The organism is Empedobacter brevis NBRC 14943 = ATCC 43319 (assembly GCF_000382425.1).
Classification (GTDB): Bacteria; Bacteroidota; Bacteroidia; order Flavobacteriales; family Weeksellaceae; genus Empedobacter; species Empedobacter brevis.
Genome location: NZ_KB908292.1, coordinates 179,280 through 201,686 on the forward strand (window position 1 = coordinate 179,280; position 22,407 = coordinate 201,686).

Genomic DNA, 22,407 nt, shown 5'->3' on the forward strand with positions numbered 1-22,407 from the left:
ATAGGTCAACAGAAATTAATTCTTTATATTGTTTAAAACAGCAATTTATGCTTCTTCTTGAGCAACTAAAGCTTGTTTGTAGACTGCTCTACTCATTTTTTGTCTTTTCGTCACAGAAGGTTTTGTAAATTGTTGACGTGCTCTTAACTGACGTACAACACCTGTTTTATCAAATTTTCTTTTGTATTTTTTTAGAGCTCTTTCGATTGACTCTCCGTCTTTTACTGGTATAATCAACATAATTTTATCTATTTCTTTTTGAGATGGCAAATATACAACTCTTTAGTAATTAAACAAATCCTTTTGTATTAATCTTTCAAAATATTTCTACCAATGACTAGTTTTTGGATTTCCGTTGTACCTTCTCCTATCGTACATAATTTAGAATCGCGGTAGAATTTCTCAACAGGAAAATCTTTTGTATAACCGTAACCTCCAAATATTTGAACAGCTTCATTAGATATTTTAACACATGCTTCCGATGCATAATATTTTGCCATTGCACCCTCTGTGGTCATCGGTTTTTTATTATTTTTAAGATAAGATGCTTTACGAATTAACAATTCTGAAGCTTCAATTTCAGTAATCATTTCAGCTAATTTGAAATTAATCGCTTGAAAATTTGCAATCGCTGTTCCAAATTGATGACGCTCTTGTGCATATTTTAGCGCTGCTTTATATGCTCCTTTTGCAATTCCTAATGATAATGCAGCAATAGAGATACGTCCTCCATCTAAAATTTTAAGCGCTTGTTTGAAACCATCTCCTACATTTCCTAAACGATTGGCGTCAGAAACACGAACATTATCAAAAATTAATTCTGCTGTTTCCGAAGCTCTCATCCCTAATTTATTCTCTTTTTTACCTGACGTAAAACCAGGCGTTCCTTTTTCTATCACAAAAGCAGTTGCATTATTCTTTGCTCCTTTTTCTCCTGTTCTCGTCATTACGACTGCTACATCACCGGAAATTGCATGTGTAATAAAATTTTTCGCTCCATTTATCACCCATTCATCTCCGTCTTTTACTGCTGTTGTAGACATTCCTCCCGCATCTGAACCTGTATTGTGTTCTGTTAATCCCCAAGCACCAATCCATTCTGCTGTTGCTAATTTTGGTAACCAACGTTGTTTTTGTTCTTCATTTCCGAATTCTAAAATATGGTTCGTACAAAGTGAATTATGTGCAGCTACAGATAACCCGATTGAAGGATCTACTTGAGAAATTTCATCAACAATCGATACGTATTCATCATAAGACAATCCACTTCCTCCATATTCTTCAGGAACAACAATTCCCATGAATCCCATTTTCCCTAATTCTTTGAATACTTCAACAGGAAAAGTTTGAGCTTCATCCCACTCCATAATATTTGGTTGAATATATTGCTTCGCAAAATCTCTGGCAGATTGTGCTATTAACGATAAATTTTCGTTTTCTAAGAAATTCATTTTTTTGAGTTTTTATTATGACTTAACTCCAAAAGTAATAAAATTCTATCAAGTGAAAAGTTTTTCTTTTATGATTATTTTTATTCATTAAAAATAATTGACTATCAGCGGTTTTAAGTTAATAAAAACCTTAAAAAAAGCAAATGTTAAAAGTCATTTTCAAAAATGATTTTTAACATTTTAATTCGGATAATTTTGTCTGAATTTTGTTTCAGAAATAAAAAACAAACAGATATGAAAAAAGGACTTATACTATTAGGGGCAATCTTTACATCAATTATTTCATTTGGTCAAGAAGCCGGTGAATTGCATATGCGCGTAAGAGCAACCGGTGTAGTTCCTATGGAGGATGCTAAAATTGAAGCAATAGGCGGAAATGTAGCTGTAACAAATAATCTTATTCCTGAAATTGACTTTACCTACTATATCACAAAAAATCTTGCTGCAGAATTAATTTTAGGAACATCTAAACATGAAGTTGTTGCTGTAAACACTGCTTTAGGAAATTTAGATTTAGGAAGAGTGATGTTATTGCCTCCTACATTAAATGTTCAATACCATTTATATCCTACTAAAAACTTCAAACCTTATGCCGGTGTCGGTATTAATTACACGATTTTTTATGATGAAGGAAAAGGTAAAGGTAGAAACGCTGCTGTTACAAGTGTAGATTATAAAAACAACGTAGGTTTCGGGTTTCAATTAGGATTTGATTATAAACTCAACGATAAATTATATTGGAACGTTGACGTCAAAAAATTATATTTAAACACAGATGTTACTGTTGGTGCTGCTTTAGACAAACAAGTTTATGTACCAGCTGATGTAGACCTTAATCCTTGGTTAATCAGTACGGGTATTGGTTTCAAATTATTCTAATAATCGACCTTTTATATATATTATTATGATTTTTAAATCAAAAAAAGAGAAGCGCCTTTTGCTTCTCTTTTTATTTAAATTGATTTATATGAAAATATTGTTCATAAACCGGATTTAACTCAGTCAAGCTTGTACACGGTGTTTGTCTTAGTTTTAGACGTTCAATTCCTACTGTATAATCACTTAAAATCTCCTCATAATTATTAACATAACCATATGCACCTATTTCAATTTTATTAAAATTTAAAATTTCAGGTTTTACAATTTGAATTTTATCAGTAAAAATATCTTCTTTTACATAAATAACATCTATCAAGTCGACACAATCGCCATCAAAACCTTCTGGGATCCTTCTTCCGAAAATTTGATCATCAATCATAAAAGATATTCCAAAGTAATATTGATCATTTTCATTAATAATATCAATTACAATTGCATTAATATTAGATCCATCAAATGAAATAATATCTCCAAACTTCAATTTTAAATTCGAATCATCAATCTTTCCATAATTTGTTTTATTCCTATTATTTTCTGTTGTGGAAAGATTACAACCGAAAAAAGAACACAACATAATGAAAACTCCAACATATTTCATAAAATAAAATTATTCCTTTACTCGTTTATCTTCAATGTGATGACTTCGAAAATAATCTCTTACCGAAACAAACGTAGGCTCTATGTGTACCAATACATCCTTTACTTGAGGCATTTCTGCTTGTACCGCGTCTTTCAAATCGTGACTGATTTTATGCCCTTCCACAACTGAAATAGACCCATCAACAATTGCATGTAAATCCACATAGTAATTCATTCCGCTTTTACGGACGTTACATTTCTCTGTAGCCATAACACCTGGTACATGAGAAGCTATTTTTCTTATTTCTTCTATTTCTTCTTCATACAACTGCTCATCCATAATTTCTCCTAGTGCAGGACGAAGAATTTTATAGGCATTGTATAAAATAAACGCTGATGCAAAAAGCGCAGCTACATCATCCGCAGCTTCCCAACCAGGTCCCATCACTAATGAAATTGAAATTCCAATAAATGCCATCAGAGAAGTAATCGCATCCGAACGATGATGCCAGGCATCTGCTTTTAAGGACGAACTATTGGTTTCGACACTTTTTCTCATTACATATTGAAAAGACAATTCTTTAAACAAAATAATCCCTCCTAAAACCAATAAGGTAAATGGTTTTGGTTGATGATGAGGCGTAATAATGTTCGTGATACTTTCTTTTGCGATAATAATTGCAGAGACAATTAAGAATGTCACAACCAAAAATGTAATTAATGCTTCTGCTTTTCCATGTCCATAAGGATGATTTTCATCTGCTGGACGAGAAGAATATTTTAGTCCGAAAAAAACAAATATGGATGAAAAAACATCAGCTGAAGATTCGATTGCATCGGCAATAAGTGCATATGAATTTCCAAAATAACCTGCTAAAAACTTAATTCCAGCCAAAGAAGCGTTTCCTATAATACTAAAAATTGAAGCTTTAATTGCTTTTTCCGAATTATCATTCATTACAAAAAAAAATAAGCCCTACAAATGTAAGGCTTATTCTAAATTTATATCTTGAAAAATTTATTTTTCTAAGAATGGATATTTGTAATCTTTTGCAGGAACAAATGTTTCTTTGATTGTTTGAACAGATGTCCAACGTAACAAGTTCATTGCAGAACCTGCTTTGTCATTTGTACCAGAAGCTCGAGCTCCACCAAATGGTTGCTGCCCTACAACTGCACCTGTTGGTTTATCATTAATGTAGAAGTTTCCACATGCATTTTTCAATGCTTTAGAAGCGAATTCTACAGCAGCGCGATCTTTTGCAAAGATTGAACCTGTTAAAGCATACGCAGAAGTTTCATCAACTAATTTTAAAGTTGCTTCAAATTCATTTTCATCGTAAACATAAACAGATAAGACAGGTCCGAAGATTTCCTCTACCATTGATTCATATTTAGGATTTGTTGCTTTAATAACTGTTGGTTGAACAAAATATCCAACTGAATCATCATATGTTCCTCCAATGACAACTTCAGCTTCTGAAGATGCATTTGCACGATCAATGTATGCTTTCGATTTTTCAAAAGAATTTTTATCAATAACCGCTGTCATAAAATTAGAGAAATCTTCCGGAGATCCTAATGTCACAGTTGCCAACATTTCTTTCATTTGTTTTTCAACTTCATTCCATAAATTAGATGGAATATAAGCACGAGAAGCCGCAGAACATTTTTGTCCTTGGTATTCGAATGCTCCACGAACTAATCCTACAGCAACTTCTGTTGGACAAGCTGATTTGTGAACCATTACGAAATCTTTTCCTCCTGTTTCACCTACGATACGTGGATAAGTTCTGTATTTATCGATGTTATCACCGATTTGTTTCCATAATGTATTAAAAACTTTCGTAGAACCCGTAAAATGTAAACCTGCAAAATCAGGATGTTCTAAAACAGTTTTTGCCGTTTCTGCACCACTTGTTAAAATCATATTGATTACACCATCTGGCAAACCTGCTTTTTTGAAAACTTCCATTGTTACTTTAGCAGCCAAAGTTTGTTTATCAGAAGGTTTCCAAACAACAACGTTCCCCATTAATGCCATACAAGATGGTAGGTTACCAGCAATTGCAGTAAAGTTAAATGGTGTAATGGCAAATGTAAATCCTTCTAATGGACGATAATCTACACGATTCCAAATTCCCGGAGAAGAAATCGGCTGATCTGCATAAATTTCGGTCATGTATTGTACATTGAAACGCAAAAAGTCAATCAACTCACAAGCTGAATCAATTTCTGCCTGCATTGCATTTTTAGATTGACCAATCATTGTCGCAGCGTTTAATTTCGCTCGGTAAGGTCCCGCAATTAAATCAGCTGCTTTCAAGAAAATCGCGGCTCTGTCTTCCCATGGCATTGCTACCCAAGCTTCTTTTGCAGCCAAAGCTGTATCAATCGCTTTTTTCACATCTTCTTGTGTTCCTTCGTGAAAGTAACCCACAACTTTTTGATGATCATGCGGAGGACGAATTTCTTTCTTATTTCCACTGAAAATCTCTTCAGAACCAATGTATTGAGGAACTTCAGTTACCTCATTAAACATTTTTTTGTATGCGTCTAATAATTGCGCACGCTCTGGCGAACCAGGAGCATATGATTTTACCTCTTCGTTAACAGCTTGAGGAATTTGAGCAAATGATTTTGACATCTTGATTATTTTGTTTGTTTATATTTTTCGAGTTTCAAAATTACAAAAAATAAATGAAAACAATCTCAGTTCTAACAATTAGAAAAAGCTTCATTTATATCAGGTTATTGTAAAATAAATTACCTAATTCTCAGGTTTTCCCTTTTTATCTTTTGTGTGTATCACTTGTTTTTCAATATTCTCTAAATATTGAATTTGCATTTCCTGAATTTCTAAAAGCTTTTTGTTTTGATGCACCAACAGATGGTCTATTTTTTCACTGAGTAATTTAATTTCCAATTCTGCTTTCAGATTAATTTTATAATCATGTTCTGCTCGGTCTCTATCTTTGTCTTCCTGTCTATTTTGGCTCATCATGATAATAGGCGCTTGTATAGCTGCTAAACAGGATAAAATTAAATTGAGTAAAATAAAAGGATAAGGATCAAAACCTTTATTATGAAGCATCCAAAAATTAAGAAGCATCCAAGCCACTAAAAAAACGAAGAATGAAATAATAAAAGTCCAGCTTCCCCCAAAAGAAGCTACTTTATCTGCAATCCTATCTCCGGCTGTCAAGGGTTTTATAGCATCTTCTTTTATATTTTCAGAAAGAATAGAATTATTCCGAATCGCTTCCATTACATCTTGATCCAACTTTTCCATTTCTCCTTTTTCCTGCGAAATTAAGCTGGCAAAAAATTGACGCCGGTATTTATTCAATTCCTGAATTGACACATAATCCTCCTCCGTAAAATTTGGATAATCCTGTTGAATCAATCTAAAAATCTCGTGCTGAATTTCTTTTCCTTTTACAGCCTCGTACGGATTGATTGTTTTCTGAGTAACAAAACATTTCATAAGTATCTGTTTAACTTAAAAGTTGTAACAAAAAACGCTCCTAAATTTAAGAGCGTTTTTTGTTAAAAATTATTGGTATAATAATCAAAATAGTTGCAATTTGATTTAATTTCCTGATACGCTTTTGTATCAGCATATTGTTTCAAATTTTTAAAATTAGATCGATAGTTTGCTACTTTATAGGCCAATATCTTATCTTCATTATCATATTGATTTTCATATAAACGCATTAAAACCGGATCTTTTGCATTATAAAAACGTCCTTGTTCGTTCTTTGATAAAGCAAACAAAATCTGCACTTTCATTTCTTTATCTTTAGCCAGATCAAACGCTTTCTTCAAATAGGTTTCTGATGGTGAAAAATTATCGACATAATTTCCTCCCCAACCAAAGCTTTTATAAAAGAAATTATTTGTTGTTTCGTATTCTCCTCCATAATTATTAAACTTCGGACCATTTTCATTGTTTCGGTCAAATGTCAATAAATAACGGTAATAACCTAAAGTTGTCGTATTATAATAAAAGTTTCCTAATAAATAATTTGCTTTTGCTCCTTCTTCGGTTTTCTTTTTGGCTAATTTATTCAATTCGATGATCGAATTTGTTAATTCTAATTTTGACATCTTTGGTTGAATAAATTGAAATTCATTTAAATAAGGTGTCGCAATTACCTGATCTTCATCGCATGTAAAACATTCTATTTTATTGTATCCAAAAATCTGCTTCGGAATATTATGATATCCATCGAATTGATTTTCTTTCCATGTTTTCGTTTCTTTTCCTTTTTCGTAATCATAATCATATTCAAAATATGAACTTAGAGATGTGTGAAATTTTTGATCGATTTTCTCAAATTCTTTTTTTGCCAAATCAAATTTCATCTCACCCAAATACAATGTTCCTTTGAAATCGGCCAAATAATCAGACAATTTAAACTGAATTTCTTTCAATTTTTCAGTTCTCCAATCCCACGAACTCGATTTTACTTTAGCATTGATCAAGTATTTTTCGAAAGCAGTTTTATTTGATTTTTTATCCAATTTATCCAAATCATGAATAATTGCCCAATCCGGATTAGATCCTAATTGTGTAATTTCATTATGAATCAGAAAAGCTTTTCCTTTGTCGCCTTGTAAATAAAAACGATTTGCCAGCACATCTAAAATCACATTTTTCAGATTCATTTTTTGATCATCATCAGCTGAATAATCATACACATCTTGTGGTAATTTTGGATATTCATAATTCAAAATTGACGCATATTTTTGCATCAGTTGATTTTCAAAATTATCTGTGATTTTCTTCTGTTCAAAAATTTCCAATAATATTTCAATTACTTTTTTTTGTTGTTGAAATTCTTTTGAACTCGAATTTACTTTTGCTAAATAATCCTTTGTTTCCGTAAAATTTTTGTTCAACAAGTTTAAATAAGCAACAGATAAATTCCAATATTCTTTATCATCTGCTTTTACTGCTTGAGATTTTGCCACAGCAATTAATTCATTGATCAGAACTTCATCTTTTGAATCTTCGGGATTACTGTAATAATTGCCATTTGTTTTTACAGGCAAATATAAATCTGTATATTTTTTTCGTTCTTGAGAAGAACTCCAATAATAATCTTCAGGATTTTGTTGTAAATATTCACGCTCGATTAGATTAATTGAACGTGCAAATAATATACGTGCTTGCGGCGCATTCACATCATTTGCAATGATCTTTTTCGCAGGAGCCAAAGGGTTCGAAAAATCATTGTAACCAATCAATAAAAACAAATCATTCTTCTCCTGGTTTGTTTTTGCGTTTGCCAAAAGCTTCTCATAATTCAACTCTTCTGTCACTTTCATCGATTGATAAGCACTTAACTTTCTATCATTTGAATGAGAAAAAACTTCGAAGAAATCGTAATTCGCTTGAATATAATTCCCTAATGCTCGTTCTGCTCCTGCTTTTTGATCCAACGCATAATAATAAATTGAATTTTTATTTCCTTGCGACGCAACATACATGTTGAAGTAATTGATTGCATCTTTATATTCATGAAAATAATGGGCAAAACGAACCAATTGATAACCATAGCGAATCTTTAGTTCTTTATCTGTTTCAGCATTCCAGCTTTTTTTCAGAACATCTAATACTTTTTTATAATTCAGATTATTGACATTTTTTTCAGGACGGTCTACATATGACCATTCTCCATTATCAATGTAATAGAAAGCCATATAAGGTTCTAAATATTTTGCATACGACAAATAAAGCAGTTGTTGTTTGTTCTTTTTTACCCAATCTGTCGTCGCATAATTATATTTACTATCTGTCGATTTTCCATTCTTTACCAATTGATCAATTTCTTGTTTTGATGCTTTAAAGACCAATTGATAAGCTTGTTGATAACTAATTCCTAACTTTTTTTCCCATTCTAAAATATTATCATTTTTCTGATTGGTGTCAACTGAATAATAAGGATTATCCAATGTCATCAAAAATGGCTGATACTGTGGTGCTTCACTCAATGTTTGAGAAAAAAGATTGTAGTAATAATAATCCTCTCCTCCTCCGTCAGCACAAGCAAATACTTTGGTTAAACCAAACGTTAAGCATAAAGTAAGTACTATTTTTTTCATAATTGTGTTGGTATTGTTTTCAAAAACTTTGAGTCTAAATGATAATAAATCAAACGATAATCGTATTTTAATTTTGTATCGAGGAATGATTTCGTTTCTACCAATAATTCAGGTGAAATTATTTCCACTTTTATCGTAAAACCTTTGCTTACATAAAAATTGTGTACAAAAAAATCGTCTTCCACCTCGTAAAAACCTTCTCGAACTTTCTTTACCGGTTTTCCTATCAAATCTTGCTCCGAAAAAGAATTAATCAGCTTTATTTTTCCGACATGATTTGTCAGAATTGCCCATGAATAAATTGGCAATGCAACATCCAGTTGAATTGGATAATCATTCAGATTATTGAGGTAATCTTTGGCAATCTTTACATCTAGAATCGAATTATTTTCCGATTGATCGGTAGGATTTTCGGTCGCATAACACATCAACACCATTTTATCTAAAGGCGGGACACCTTCTTTGTCTTTAAACTTTACTTGATGTAAACGTAGAGTTGCAGATAGTTTTTTACCCGAAATATGTTTTAACTCTGATAAAAAAGAAAAATAATTTTCCCTGGTCGATTTCGTCCAATCGCAATCAATCTGAATTTCGTTGAAATTTTTCAAATGTCCTCTTTCAGCAGTTTCGCTTAAAAAATTATAGACATCTTTTGCCAAAATCTTCACTTGATCTTTAGAGGTATTCAGAAAAGTCCTGTTGGTGATAAAAACTGTTGGAATATAATTGACGTTTAATTTTGTTGCTTCAAAATGCTGAATAATTCCAATTGGAGCTATTTTACCGGCTTTTTTATCCACATCAAAAAAACGAACATACACATTTTCAACATTCAGCGAATCAACAGTCTTTTTTTCAGCTTCATTGACTGTATAATTACTTCGCCAATAATAAAAATCGATTGGTGATTTTTTCGTTTTGGAGTTGCATCCAATGAAAAGGATTAAAAGGACAGGAATAATTCGTTTGAATAAAAATTTCATACTCAAATTTAGTCAGAAATTTAGTCAATACAATAGATAATTTTAGTGAGATTTTTGGGATAAAGTTAAAGAAGTCAATTATTATTTCCACTTTTTGATATGCTCTATGGGTTCTTTTAGTTGATAACTCAATGATTTTATTTTTGCTTTTATCAGTTTCTTTCTTCCATAATAACTACGTGTATAATGTAATTCTGCATCGCCTACAACTTGTAGCCATTGTTGATGAAAGTATTCTGCCTTCTTCTTGTGTTGACCTATAATTTCAGGAACCGAATGATAATCTCTTTGTTTGAAAAGAGTCATCAATTCGCTTTTTCGTTCGATAAAATACCGTGGATTATCAATCGGATTTAAAATTGTTTCCAAAGATTCTAAAAAGATTGCTTTATCATAAGTTGTCCCAACTAGTAAACTACAGGAAATATTTCCTGTTTTATCAACCGTCATTAAAATATTTTCAATCTTTAAATCAGTTGATAATAAATTAAAATGCTGTAACGTATTAAACAGCGCAATTGCTATTTTGTGAAAATCTTTTGTAATATCTCGGTATTGAATATAAAGTTTGATGTTTCGGTAAAAGTTAAACCCGAAGTAGACAACTCCGACAGTTGATAGAAAAATCAATGTCGAAAGAAAGCTTCTTTTCGACATCGAGAATAAAAGTGTTCGAATACTTTCTTCGAAAAAGAAAACAATAAAAGAGCTTAAAGAGATCATTAAACTTGTTGTGATGTTTTTTATCGACTTCGAATAATATAAATGTTTTGAAAAATCATACTCTTTCTCTCCATCATAAAAGTACTTTAATTCATTGTCTAATTTTGTTCCTCCTGCTATAGAAACTTTCCATGAATCTCTAATCCTCTCATCATCTTTACTGAATTGTATTGCATTTTCGTTATACTTTTCCACTGAATTAACCGTCAACTCTTCCGGAAGATTCAATCGTCCTATCCCATTCGAAATAATATCCTCTTTTTGAGAAATTCCAACAAAAGCCTCAAACCTCTGCTTCATTTTATCTAAATCCGCTCCTCCATCTGTTTCATTTAAATTCAATGTAACCAAATGCCATACATTACTTACTTTATCCGGTCGATTAGAATCAACGCGGATGGCTCTTCCACGCATTTGGTTGGATGTCACAAAAGATCCTACATTACTTGCTAAAACCAAACTGTTGATACTGGGAGCGTCCCATCCTTCTCCCAGATATGCTCTTGTTCCGATGATTATTTTGATAAAACCTTCATTGAATAATTTTGTTAAAACGCTCAATAAATTTCCTCTGGAATGACCTTCTGCCACAACCTCAAAAAAATTATCATCAAACATGACCGATTTGAATTGTATAGCTTCTACATGATCTTTAAAATGAACAACTATTTGTGGAAGAATTGTTTTTGATACAATGACCATAGATCCGGTAATAATCGCAAGATGTGGTACAATTTCAGGAGTTAAATTTCGGAGTTTTTCAAAAATCGGAAAAACGCCTAATTTTATTTTACTTGCGTCATTGACTAAATTAGTCGAATAAAATTCTTTTCTTATATAATCCGTCAAGATAACCATATGCAGATTTTCACCCAAATGCTTATATTCTGACATCACAATATCAGCTATACTCTCTATCTTTTTGACACTATTAATCAACGAATTTTTAATTTTTTGATTATAATGTAATGTCACTTTCTTCTGATTGATCGCCCCTATTCGTTTGAGATGATAATGAAAAGGTTTTAAGAATTTTTCATGTTCCACGTAAAACGATTCCTTTTTGAACAAAAGATAATTAAACATACATTCTGCCCAATAATAATTAAAAGGAGGAAAATCTATCCGTTCATTTTCCAAAAGATCCAAATGTTGAAAGTCAACTGGTGTATCAAATAATTTCAAATAAATAATAAATGCAGCATACGCTTCAAAATCTGCATAAATTTCATCAAAACAACTTGCTGGATTTTTTACAAAATCTAATTCTAAAACAAAATCATATAAGGATTTATTTTGTTTGATTTCCTGAAAAAAAGATTCTACTTCTTCAAGATTTTTAGAAATGATCTCTTTTTCAAAATTTGTCGGAAAAGAACAAATTAATACATCTTGGTGAGGACATAAATCCTTTTGTTTAACTAATTCCGGAACAGTAATCTCACAATCTATCGTTCCACAAAATGTTAAGTACCTGTTCCATTCTTCCTTTGAAACATCAAATGGCGGAGTTGCAGTTAGTGCTACAATCTTAGGTGTTAATTCAGACTTTATTTTATTCAGACTTTTCCACCATTCATTCTTCAAATGATGCGCCTCATCTACAATCAATGTTTTGACATTCTTCTCTTTTAGAAGATTCAACAAGACTTGTTCATCTTTTGTTACAGATGCATGTAACCCTTGATAAGTTGAGATGGTAAGAAACTTCGGTTGATGAATATCCAACGAAATCCAATTTACTTCCTCCTCCTTCAAAAAAAGTTCAATAAACCTATCTTTCCATTGATTGCGGATAGCCAATGTTGGAGCTAAAATCAATGTGGGCTGATTGATTCGAAGCATAACTTCTAATCCCAGAACCGTTTTTCCGGACCCCGGTGGAGCAACAACATGAAGATGAGCATCTTCTAAATGAATTTCTAATTCATGTAATACTCGTTGTTGATAACCGCGCCAATTGTATTTAAATTTGATTGGTTGGTTGGTAAAACTCATTATTTGAAACTCAAAAAATTTGAAATTCAGTTATCTTCTCGAATTTCCAGTGCCATATCCCATTAAAACATCGTATCGTTGCCCCCAAGGTCTATAATAAAATAAAGCCTGGTATTGATTTTCCGTTTGCCAAAAACTTCCACTTACATAAGAAGGATCAACCTTTCCTGTTTTTGTATTTTTAACGACATATTGATAATTGTAATACCCTTGTTTCAGGAATAATTCAGTTACCCAAAGTCCGGATTCATCTTTCTCTAGCTTTGAATTTTCATCGATATTCCAATTGTTAAAAGCACCTACCACATAAGGTTCGTACAAGCCATTTTGATCCTCGAAAGCATCTAATGCAAAATAAACCCATGAATAATCTGCTTCAGAATTTGCGGCATATTCATTTCCGTAACGATTATTCCGTATATAAAAGTTCCCATTAATATCCGGGTAATCATCATAAGGTAAATTATACTTTGGGATATCAACCCGTAAAACTGTATGGTAAACACTGTCTTTTCTGAATGTTTTTTCTGTCGTTAAACTCGGGACTTCTAGATTTTTATTATCAAACCAGTTGTACTCCGCTCCACCTGCAAACAAGATATCTGTACCGTTATATGTCAACTGATTTGGTCTTGAAAAAGAAGGACGATCGATAAAATACCCTTCATTCCAATTGTTATTTTTCATCAAAAACAATTTTGCACCATCTGGAACTTCTGTCAAATTTTGTGTCCCGCTTACGACCTGAATCTGCAAACGTTGGTTGAATTCTTTTACCGTTGGATTATTGTAACGAGAAACCATTACACCAACATCTGCAATTGGCTGATAAATGGCAAAACGTTTTGTAAAGATAGGGGTTGAATCATTTTCTAAATAAACTTTCAACACATAATTCCCCGGCAATTTAACATTCATTTGTTCATTCGGAAACTGAATTTGATAATTGGTATATTTCTGATAAGTATTGAACGAATTTTTATACGTTCGGGCATAATCTGAATTTACGCCATTTAGAAATTCAGATTGAAATATATTCGATTCAGACCAATCGGCATTTCGATGTTCAATGGAATACTGGTAACGTTTATAACCTGCATTGATATCATCAAAAAGAAAAAACAACCTTTCTCCTGAACCTAATCTTATAATGGGTGTATTATCGTTTGTCTGCGGATTAAAAATTTGGACCGTTTTGATATTTTTCGGAGGTTTCACATCCTGAAATTGTCCAAAAACAATTGACATCAAAAGACATAATATAATCGAATAGAATTTCATTTTCATTATTATTTTGATTTATAAAAATACAAAAAAGCGTATGTCTTTTTAAAAAGAACATACGCTTATATAACTTTAAAATTTATTTTTTAGTACAATGCAGGAAATTCATTTGGTTTTGCTTCACGCATCAATTCATAAATTTGCTCTGTAATATCATCTACAGAAGGTTTTGAGAAATAATCACCATCAGTAGCATATGCAGGACGATGAGCTTTTGCTGTGATTGTCAACGGTGCACTATCTAATGTAAAGTATCCTCCTTGTTTTTCGATAATTTCTTGTAACAAGAAAGCACTTGCCCCTCCGGGAACATCTTCGTCTACAATGACCAAACGATTTGTTTTTGATAAACTTTTCGCTACATCAGCCTGAATATCGAATGGCAATAACGACTGCGCATCAATCACCTCAACAGAGATTCCCAATTGTTCCAATTCTTTCGCTGCATCCATTACAATTCTCCAAGTAGAACCATAAGTTAACAATGTAATATCTTTTCCTTCTTTGGTGATTTCTACTTCACCAATTGGTGTTGTAAACTCTCCGATATTTTTAGGTGCAGGTTCTTTCAATCTGTAACCGTTTAAACTCTCCACCACAATTGCTGGTTCATCCGCTTGCATTAATGTATTATAGAAACCTGCTGCTTTTGTTAGGTCGCGAGGGACTAACACATTCACTCCACGAACCAAATTCAAAATTCCTCCCATTGGAGAACCTGAATGCCATACACCTTCCAAACGGTGGCCACGCGTTCTGATAATGACAGGCGCCTTCTGTCCTCCGTTTGAACGATAAAGAACCGTTGCCAAATCGTCAGAAATCCCCTGTAAACAATAAAGGATATAATCTAAATATTGAATTTCAGCAATTGGACGTAAGCCCCGCATTGCTAAACCAATTCCTTGTCCTAAAATTGTAGCTTCTCGAATTCCCGTATCTGAAATACGATCGATTCCGTATTTTGCCTGAAGACCTTCCAAACCTTGGTTGACATCTCCAATATTACCGGCATCTTCACCAAAAACTAACGCTTTTGGGTATTTTTCGAAAATTTTATCAAAGTTATCTCGAACAATTACACGACCGTCTTCTAATTCAGGATTGTCTCCAAATTCAGGTTGTACTTGTGGAACCTGTGTTGCAGAACCAGAAACTAATTTTGTTGAATAGATTTCTTCTTCTCTTTTCAATTTCGTTTCCAACCAAGAAAGTAATTCCCCTTTGGAACTTAAATTTTCTTGTCTTGTTAGACGTATAACTTTACGAACAGCTCCATAAACATCACGTTTGAACGGGCTTTTCTTTGCTTTAAGATTATTAATCTCAATGTTGATAAATGCTCCATTGGCACTTTCTGTCGCAACTTTATTTAGTACATCCAATGCTTGATTTTTCAAGTCTAAAATTGGATTCAAATAATCTTCCCAACATTGTTTTTGAGAAGCTTTCACCTCTGCTTTTATTTCTGCCTCTACTTGATCCAACTCTTCTGCAGAAATAATTGCTTCCGAATGATCTGAAAAAGCTAATATATATTCACGGAATTTTGCAATTCCATCAAATTCTTTTTCCCACGCCAAACGCTCTTCCGACTTATAACGTTCATGTGAACCGGAAGTTGAATGCCCTTGTGGCTGTGTACATTCTTGTACGTGTACAATACATGGAATATGATGCTCACGGGCAAATCTTTCTGCACGCGTATAAGCTTCTATTAATGCTGGATAATCCCAGGCTTTTACAGTAATAATTTCATACCCTCTTTCATTTTCTGTTCTTCCGAAACCAGATAATAATTCGGAAAGGTTCGATTTTGTACGTTGAAACTTTGCAGGAACTGAAATTCCGTAACCATCATCCCAAATCGAAACAATCATTGGTACCTGTAATACACCTCCCGCATTTATTGTTTCCCAGAAATGTCCTTCAGATGTACTTGCATCTCCAATTGTTCCAAAAGCGATTTCATTTCCACTTACAGAAAATTGTTGTTCTGTATCTGATTCAGGAATATTTCGATAATATTTAGAAGCTTGTGCCAATCCCAACAAACGTGGCATCTGACCAGCTGTTGGAGAAATATCTGAACTCGAATTTTTTTGTTCTGTTAGTTTTTTCCATGAACCATCTTCATTTAATGAACGAGTTCCAAAGTGAGAAGTCATTTGACGACCTCCGGATGACGGCTCTTTTTCTAAATCTGTTAAAGCATATAACTGTGCAAAAAATTGTTCAACCGTTAATTGACCAATTGCGAACATAAATGTTTGATCGCGATAATACCCGGAACGGAAATCTCCATTTTTGAATACTTTTGCCATTGCAATTTGAGGTAACTCTTTTCCATCACCAAAAATTCCAAATTTAGCTTTCCCTGTAAGTACTTCTCTTCTTCCTAAAAGACTTACTTCACGAGACATAAAAGCTGTTTTATAATCATTAATGATTTGGCTTTTAAATTCTTCGAAAGTAATTTTATTTACCTCTTTTGTTTCCATTTCTTTTGTTTGTTGCATCACAAATTTAACAAAAGATTTGTAACTTACACCATACAATTTACGTCTACCTAATGAATTAGATAAGAATTGTCAACAATAAAAACTAGTATAAAATTAAACGTATGAAGAAAACTTTACTGAGTTTATGCCTTGTTTTCACATTAGGCTCTACAACTTATGTTGTAGCTCAAACTAAAAACCAAACTGCAACATTTGTTACGCAAGTGGAAGGAATTAAAGAATACAAACTACCGAATGGTTTGCAAGTTTTATTAATTCCGGATCAATCGCAGAGTAATATGGTGGTAAACATTGTTTACAACGTTGGATCAAAACATGAAGGATATGGCGAAAAGGGAATGGCTCATTTATTAGAGCATATGTTATTCAAATCGACAAAAAATCTTGGTGATATCAAAAAAATGTTATCTGATAAAGGAGGAGCAGCGAATGGTACAACTTATTATGATCGTACAAATTATTATGAAATTTTTCCTTCTTCTGACGAAAACTTGCGTTGGAGTTTAGAGATGGAAGCTGATCGTATGATTAATGCGACAATTAAACAAGAAGACTTGGACAAAGAATTCTCTGTCGTTCGAAATGAATTTGAAATTGGAGAAAACAATCCATCTAGTGTTTTGATGGAACGTGTAATTTCGGCTGGCTATTTATGGCACAATTACGGAAAATCAACCATTGGTTCAAAAGAAGATATTGAACGTGTAAAAACTCCTCAATTACGTAAATTTTATGAAAAATATTATCAGCCGGATAATGCCACTTTAATTGTAGCCGGAAAATTTGATGAGAAAAAAGCGATCGATTATGTCAATCAGTATTTTGGAAAAATTCCAAAACCTACGCGTATTTTAGATGAAATTTTAACAGCAGAGCCTGCACAAGATGGAGAAAAATTTGTAGAAGTAAAACGTGCCGGAGACTCTCAATCTGTTGGCGTGATGTATCACGTTGCAGCTTACAGCGACAAAGATTATGCAGCAATAGATGTTTTAAATAATATCTTAACTTCAGATCCATCAGGGTATTTATACAAATCTTTAGTCGATACACATAAAATTGCTTCTATTTGGGCTTATAGCCCGGAAGTTCGTGATGCAAGTTTTTTTTATATAGGAACTGAAATTCCAAAAGAGAAAAATATCGAACAAACCAAAAATGATATTCGTGCTGAATTGGACAAAGTTGCAACGATCAATTACACAGACCAAGATGTACAACGTGCAAAGGCTGCCATCATCAAAAACATCGAAAATCAAAAAAACAATACGATTAACTATGCGGTCAATTTAACAGAAATTGTTGGAGCCGGTGATTATCGTTTAGGGTTCTTGTACAGAGATAATATTGAAAAAGTCACAAAAGAGGATGTAAAACGTGTTGCTGAAAAATATTTCAGAGCAAACAATAGAACAGTGGGAACTTTTATTCCGACAAAAGACGAAATTCGTGTAAAACCAAACGAATTAACCAATAATCAGATTACTGAATTGGTTTCTAATTACAAAGGTCGTGCTGCGGAAAAAGAAGCTAAACCTTTCGAAGCTTCTATCAAGAACCTAAAAGCTCATTATGCCGAAGGAAAATTAAGCAACGGGCTAAAATATGGAATGATTGACAAAGAAATTAAAGGTGAAAAAGTCATTCTTTCATTTAATTTACCTGTTTCAAATGAAAAAGATTTGGCAGACAAAGGAATGATCAGCCAATTAACTGCTCAGTTATTAACTGCTGGAACAAAAAATCTTACAAAAGAGCAGATCAAAGATCAATTAGATCTTTTAAAATCTTCGGTTGGATTTAGATTTAGTGGTCAAACTTTAACTGTAAACATTAATACGTACAAAAATTCATTAGACAAAACAATGGATATTGTTCGCCAAATCATTACAGAGCCTACTTTCCCTGAAGCAGAATTAAACAAAGCTGTAACAGAATATGTCACTTATTTAGATGCAAACACAAACGATCCGCAAGCTTTAGCATTCAATGAAATTAGTCGTTTAACTTCTAATTATCCTAAATCTTCTATTTTCTATACCGCTTCTTTCAATGAATTAAAAGAGGAGTTGAAAAAAGTGAAACAAGCAGATCTAGTTCATTTCTATAAAAATATTTTAGGTGCTCAAAATGGTGTTGTGTCAGTTATCGGAACAAACGACAAAGCTAAAATTGAAAAATTATTAAATGAAACGTTTGGGAAGTGGAACAGTAAATCGAAATACGAAAAAGCCTACCCAACATTTACAGCAACTAAAAAAGAGGATAAGATTTACAATATCGCCGACAAAGAAAATGCTGCTGCTGTTGGAGCCATTAATTTCAAGATGAATCGTGAAAGTGCAGATTATCCAGCAATGGTAATGGCGAATGAAATGATTGGAAGCGGCGGTTTCTTGTCTGCCCGTATTCCTATGCGATTAAGAGAGAAAGAAGGAATCAGCTACGGAGCAGGTTCTTATGTTTCTATTCCTAATGAACCTAAAAATGACGTTGCTTCTTGGGGGTATTATGCTTTCTTGAACCCTACAAAACGTGAAGCTGTTGAAAAAGCGTTAAAAGAAGAAGTTTCAAAAGCATTAAAAGACGGATTTACAGCAGAAGAATTAAAAACAAATATTGTAAGCTGGAAAAATAGCCGTAATACTTCTTTAGGTATGGATGGTACTTTATTAGGATTATCTAATAGCTATTTATTGAACGGAGTTAATTTTGATGAATTTGATAACTTGGAGAAAAAAGTCGATGCGCTTCAAGTGAACCAAGTAAATGAAGTTTTCAAAAAATATATTTCGTTAGATAAATTGACATCGGTTTATACCGGAACTTTTGATAAAAAATAATCTTTCATTTCATCCAATTATAAAAGAAGCTTCAGAAATATCTGAAGCTTTTTTTATATTTTTTTATGAATAAATAATTGTATTATTATTCATTTCCAGTCCAAAATGTAAAATTTTATGTTAAAAAACTTATCTTTTAACATAATCGAAAGTTTTTGGCATTATAATTTCTTAACATTAAACCAATAAAAAAATATTTAACCTTAAATAATAATTTATATGCAAGGATTAGAAGACAACAATCAACCAACGAGCAAAGGTAAAAATGGTTTAGTAGTACCTTTAGCTTTAGTAGGAATCTTATTGGCAGGAAGTGTTGGTTACAACATATATCAAGCAAATCAAATAGGAAATTTAGAAAAGAATGAATCTCTGAATTCTCAAATCCTTAAAAATGAGACTGGTCAGAAAGATCAGATTCGTAGACAATATGATTCGATTTTAAACGACTATACACAATACAAAGCTCGTATAGAGGATCGTAATAATTTGTTAGGAGATAAAGAAAATATGATTCAATTAAAGAATCAAGATATTCAAGAGATTTTAGACAAAGATAATCCTACGGCAGATGAAATGAACCGTGCACGTAAAATGATCGCTGATTTAGAAGGCAGTGTAAAAAACTATAAATCTGAAGTTTCTCGTTTACAAAAAGAAAATGCAATTCTTGTACGCAATGTAGAAGATTTAAACAATAGAAATTCTGCTTTAACAACTGATAACAACAATTTAAAAGAAAGCAACAAAGAATTAACATACAACTACGAAACTGAAAAGAATGTTCGTCAAAAAGACAACACGATTTCTAAAGGAAAAATAAACGAATTAAGTTCTACCTTATCAGTTTCTAATCAACAAATAAAAGGAATTCGTGTAAGAAACAGTGGAAAAGAAGTGGAAAAAACACGTGCAAAACGCATTGATAAAATTCGTGTTTCTTTTGACGTTGACCGTAATTCCAGAACAGAATCTGGTGATAAAAAATTATATGTTGCCATCTATAATCCTGATGGAACTTTAGGAAGATATGGAAATGCGCAAGGAGGACAAATTGAATTGAGATCCGGAGATACGGTAAATTTTTCTGATGCAATCAACTTCAATTATACAAATGGACAAACAAAAAATATAACTTTTGATTGGGAAAATGAAGAATTCCAAAAAGGAGTTTACACATTCAATGTATATGAGAATGGGTTTAAAATTAGTCAAGCAAAAATAACCCTAAACTAATTATTCATATTACAAGACTAACCAAAAAACTCAGCAAATGCTGAGTTTTTTTATGATTTAATTTTAATTTTTTATCGTTTAAGAAGATTGATACTTACAGTAGCTAATTCATTGTTTGGAAACTTTTTAAACAATGTTTTATCAGGAACCAATCCTGTTTCTTGACAAATTCGATGAAACACCTCCACTTCAACGATATATTGATCCGAAAATCCATGTGTTGCATCATAAGCTGTAGCTGGTGTATTCCCCAAATTCTTCGCGGTTAAATCCGGAGCAATTGTGTGCAACTCAATTAACAACAACCCGAACTTTTCTACATAAGGTGCCCATTTTTTGAGGTGATTCAATAAATTTTGTTCGACATCATTGTTCGACAATCTTTTTCCTCTAAATGAAAAAGCTCCTGTAGACGAACTCACTCTAGTTGTCTTCACTTCTTTTACATCTTCCCAAATTCTGTTATGATCCAAAAATGTTCTGATGTTTAGCAAATCGCTCAATTCTATTGAATAATCATTCCTCAAATCAGTTGCCAATCGATCCGGATCACCAATATCTCCCCAAATAACTTTTGCCCAAATATCATTTTTAATCAAATTGGCACGTGTTACTTTTAAAGCTGCTTGATTATAATCTGCTCCTACAAGAAAAAGAGGATATTCGTCCAAATGCTTTCCTCTCAAAGTTTGACGTTCTATCACATCATATAAATGCTGTAACAATGCTCCATTTCCACATCCCATATCCAAAATACCTTTCGGTTGTTCTTCAATTGGTCGATTAAATATATCAATAATAAATTCGTCTATTACTTTAAAATATGTGGAATGCGCACCTCCGCTGCCCCACACATTCATTTCTCGATTGACATGTTGCTCGTCTTCATTTGCTGCAATTTCTCTTAATTTTGTTGGAGAGCCAAACAGTAAATCGTTCAACTTGGCAAACATCGGTAAATAAGATACTGTTACACCATAAGAAGTTGCTCTTCGTGCAAAGAACAATCCTGTTTCTGTAAACTTATAGTTTTTCTCATGTTTCGTAAACCATCCCAATTCTGACAGTCTTTCCAATATTTTTTCAAAAGCTTGAGGATTTTTATGAAACTCATCCGGATTAAATGATGCTTCCATAAAATATTTATGAAACAATCCGCTCATACCCATTCGAACAATAATTGGTCCTACCAAAGCGCCTTCAATGTGTTTTGTAATCTGATAATGCAGCGGTTTTTCCAGAAATTCTTTCTCATCACTTGTCATCAAATATGTTTTGTATTTGTCAAATAATTTGACCCATTTTTTACAAAACTCATCCGAAAAATCATGTTGATGTATGACCTCATCCTCTGCTAAAAAAACAGCTAAATCGTGGTAAATATCAATGTTTGTAAACGCCCGGTCTGAATATTTAGTCGTTTGAATTTCGACAATTTCTTTTTCATTGTCTACACTGTATTCTAACATATTTTGAGAAGCCAAAACACGTAAAGCCACATTCAAATAACCTTCATTCGTTTGAAACTCCTCTGTTAACTGATCCAACACCAGTGTTTTGTGCTCTACAATGTAATGCAGGATACCTTTACTCGCCAAAGCGTTCAGTATCGGAGCTGTCACCAAACCATCGAGATGTCTAAAAATTAACGATCTCAAATATTTTTTATCCATTTTGGTTGATTTTTTCTACTATAAATATATTGATTATTGTGAAAAAAATAAGTGAACAATAATCTAAAATTTTGGATGCTAAAATAAAAATGAAAACCTCATCAAATGATGAGGTTTTCATT

The 22,407-nt window shown here is 32.6% G+C and carries 15 protein-coding genes; 3 read left to right on the forward strand and 12 right to left on the reverse strand.

The window, feature by feature from the left end; translation table 11 throughout:
- Positions 1-45: 45 nt before the first annotated feature.
- On the reverse strand, positions 46-240 hold the full coding sequence (gene rpsU / locus H277_RS0104135; RefSeq protein WP_026357399.1) for a 30S ribosomal protein S21: 195 nt from the start codon (positions 238-240) through the stop codon (positions 46-48).
- Between the two features lie 68 nt (positions 241-308).
- Positions 309-1,451 (reverse strand): acyl-CoA dehydrogenase family protein, encoded by a 1,143-nt coding sequence (locus H277_RS0104140; protein ID WP_019974316.1) that lies wholly within the window; start codon positions 1,449-1,451, stop codon positions 309-311.
- Positions 1,452-1,685: 234 nt separating this feature from the next.
- Here H277_RS0104140 and H277_RS0104145 point away from each other — a divergent pair, with 234 nt between their 5' ends.
- Complete coding sequence (locus H277_RS0104145; protein WP_026357400.1) at positions 1,686-2,330, forward strand: OmpW/AlkL family protein; 645 nt, start codon at positions 1,686-1,688, stop codon at positions 2,328-2,330.
- A gap of 70 nt (positions 2,331-2,400) precedes the next feature.
- Here the strand turns inward: H277_RS0104145 and H277_RS0104150 are convergent, their stop codons facing one another.
- From H277_RS0104150 to H277_RS0104190, 9 genes are all read right to left on the reverse strand, one after another.
- Positions 2,401-2,928: a hypothetical protein gene (locus H277_RS0104150; protein WP_019974318.1), complete on the reverse strand. Its 528-nt coding sequence runs from the start codon at positions 2,926-2,928 to the stop codon at positions 2,401-2,403.
- A gap of 9 nt (positions 2,929-2,937) precedes the next feature.
- Positions 2,938-3,867: a cation diffusion facilitator family transporter gene (locus tag H277_RS0104155; protein ID WP_019974319.1), complete on the reverse strand. Its 930-nt coding sequence runs from the start codon at positions 3,865-3,867 to the stop codon at positions 2,938-2,940.
- Positions 3,868-3,927: 60 nt separating this feature from the next.
- Positions 3,928-5,556, reverse strand: a complete 1,629-nt coding sequence (gene pruA, locus H277_RS0104160) for an L-glutamate gamma-semialdehyde dehydrogenase (protein ID WP_019974320.1) — start codon at positions 5,554-5,556, stop codon at positions 3,928-3,930.
- Positions 5,557-5,679: 123 nt separating this feature from the next.
- Positions 5,680-6,396: a DUF1003 domain-containing protein gene (locus H277_RS0104165; protein WP_019974321.1), complete on the reverse strand. Its 717-nt coding sequence runs from the start codon at positions 6,394-6,396 to the stop codon at positions 5,680-5,682.
- 62 nt (positions 6,397-6,458) lie between these two features.
- Positions 6,459-9,020 (reverse strand): hypothetical protein, encoded by a 2,562-nt coding sequence (locus H277_RS0104170; protein ID WP_019974322.1) that lies wholly within the window; start codon positions 9,018-9,020, stop codon positions 6,459-6,461.
- Entirely contained in the window at positions 9,017-10,006 is a 990-nt protein-coding gene (locus H277_RS18590) for a hypothetical protein (RefSeq protein ID WP_019974323.1), read from the reverse strand. The genes H277_RS0104170 and H277_RS18590 overlap by 4 nt, the downstream gene beginning before the upstream one ends.
- Before the next feature lie 81 nt (positions 10,007-10,087).
- Positions 10,088-12,727, reverse strand: coding sequence for a DEAD/DEAH box helicase family protein (locus H277_RS0104180; RefSeq protein ID WP_019974324.1), 2,640 nt, complete (start codon positions 12,725-12,727; stop codon positions 10,088-10,090).
- Between the two features lie 30 nt (positions 12,728-12,757).
- Positions 12,758-14,014 carry a type IX secretion system plug protein gene (locus tag H277_RS0104185; protein WP_019974325.1) on the reverse strand — a complete coding sequence of 419 codons (1,257 nt, stop codon included), beginning with the start codon at positions 14,012-14,014 and terminating at the stop codon, positions 12,758-12,760.
- An 83-nt stretch (positions 14,015-14,097) separates the two neighbouring features.
- On the reverse strand, positions 14,098-16,512 hold the full coding sequence (locus tag H277_RS0104190; RefSeq protein ID WP_026357401.1) for an alpha-ketoacid dehydrogenase subunit alpha/beta: 2,415 nt from the start codon (positions 16,510-16,512) through the stop codon (positions 14,098-14,100).
- Positions 16,513-16,634: 122 nt separating this feature from the next.
- Between H277_RS0104190 and H277_RS0104195 the strand changes: the two genes are divergently transcribed.
- Positions 16,635-19,376, forward strand: a complete 2,742-nt coding sequence (locus H277_RS0104195) for a M16 family metallopeptidase (RefSeq protein WP_019974327.1) — start codon at positions 16,635-16,637, stop codon at positions 19,374-19,376.
- Between the two features lie 219 nt (positions 19,377-19,595).
- Positions 19,596-20,612, forward strand: a complete 1,017-nt coding sequence (locus H277_RS0104200; protein ID WP_019974328.1) for a tetratricopeptide repeat protein — start codon at positions 19,596-19,598, stop codon at positions 20,610-20,612.
- 71 nt (positions 20,613-20,683) lie between these two features.
- Here H277_RS0104200 and H277_RS0104205 read toward each other — a convergent pair whose 3' ends face one another.
- A complete protein-coding gene (locus tag H277_RS0104205; RefSeq protein ID WP_019974329.1) occupies positions 20,684-22,285 on the reverse strand; it encodes a class I SAM-dependent methyltransferase in 1,602 nt (533 codons plus the stop codon).
- Positions 22,286-22,407: the final 122 nt, after the last annotated feature.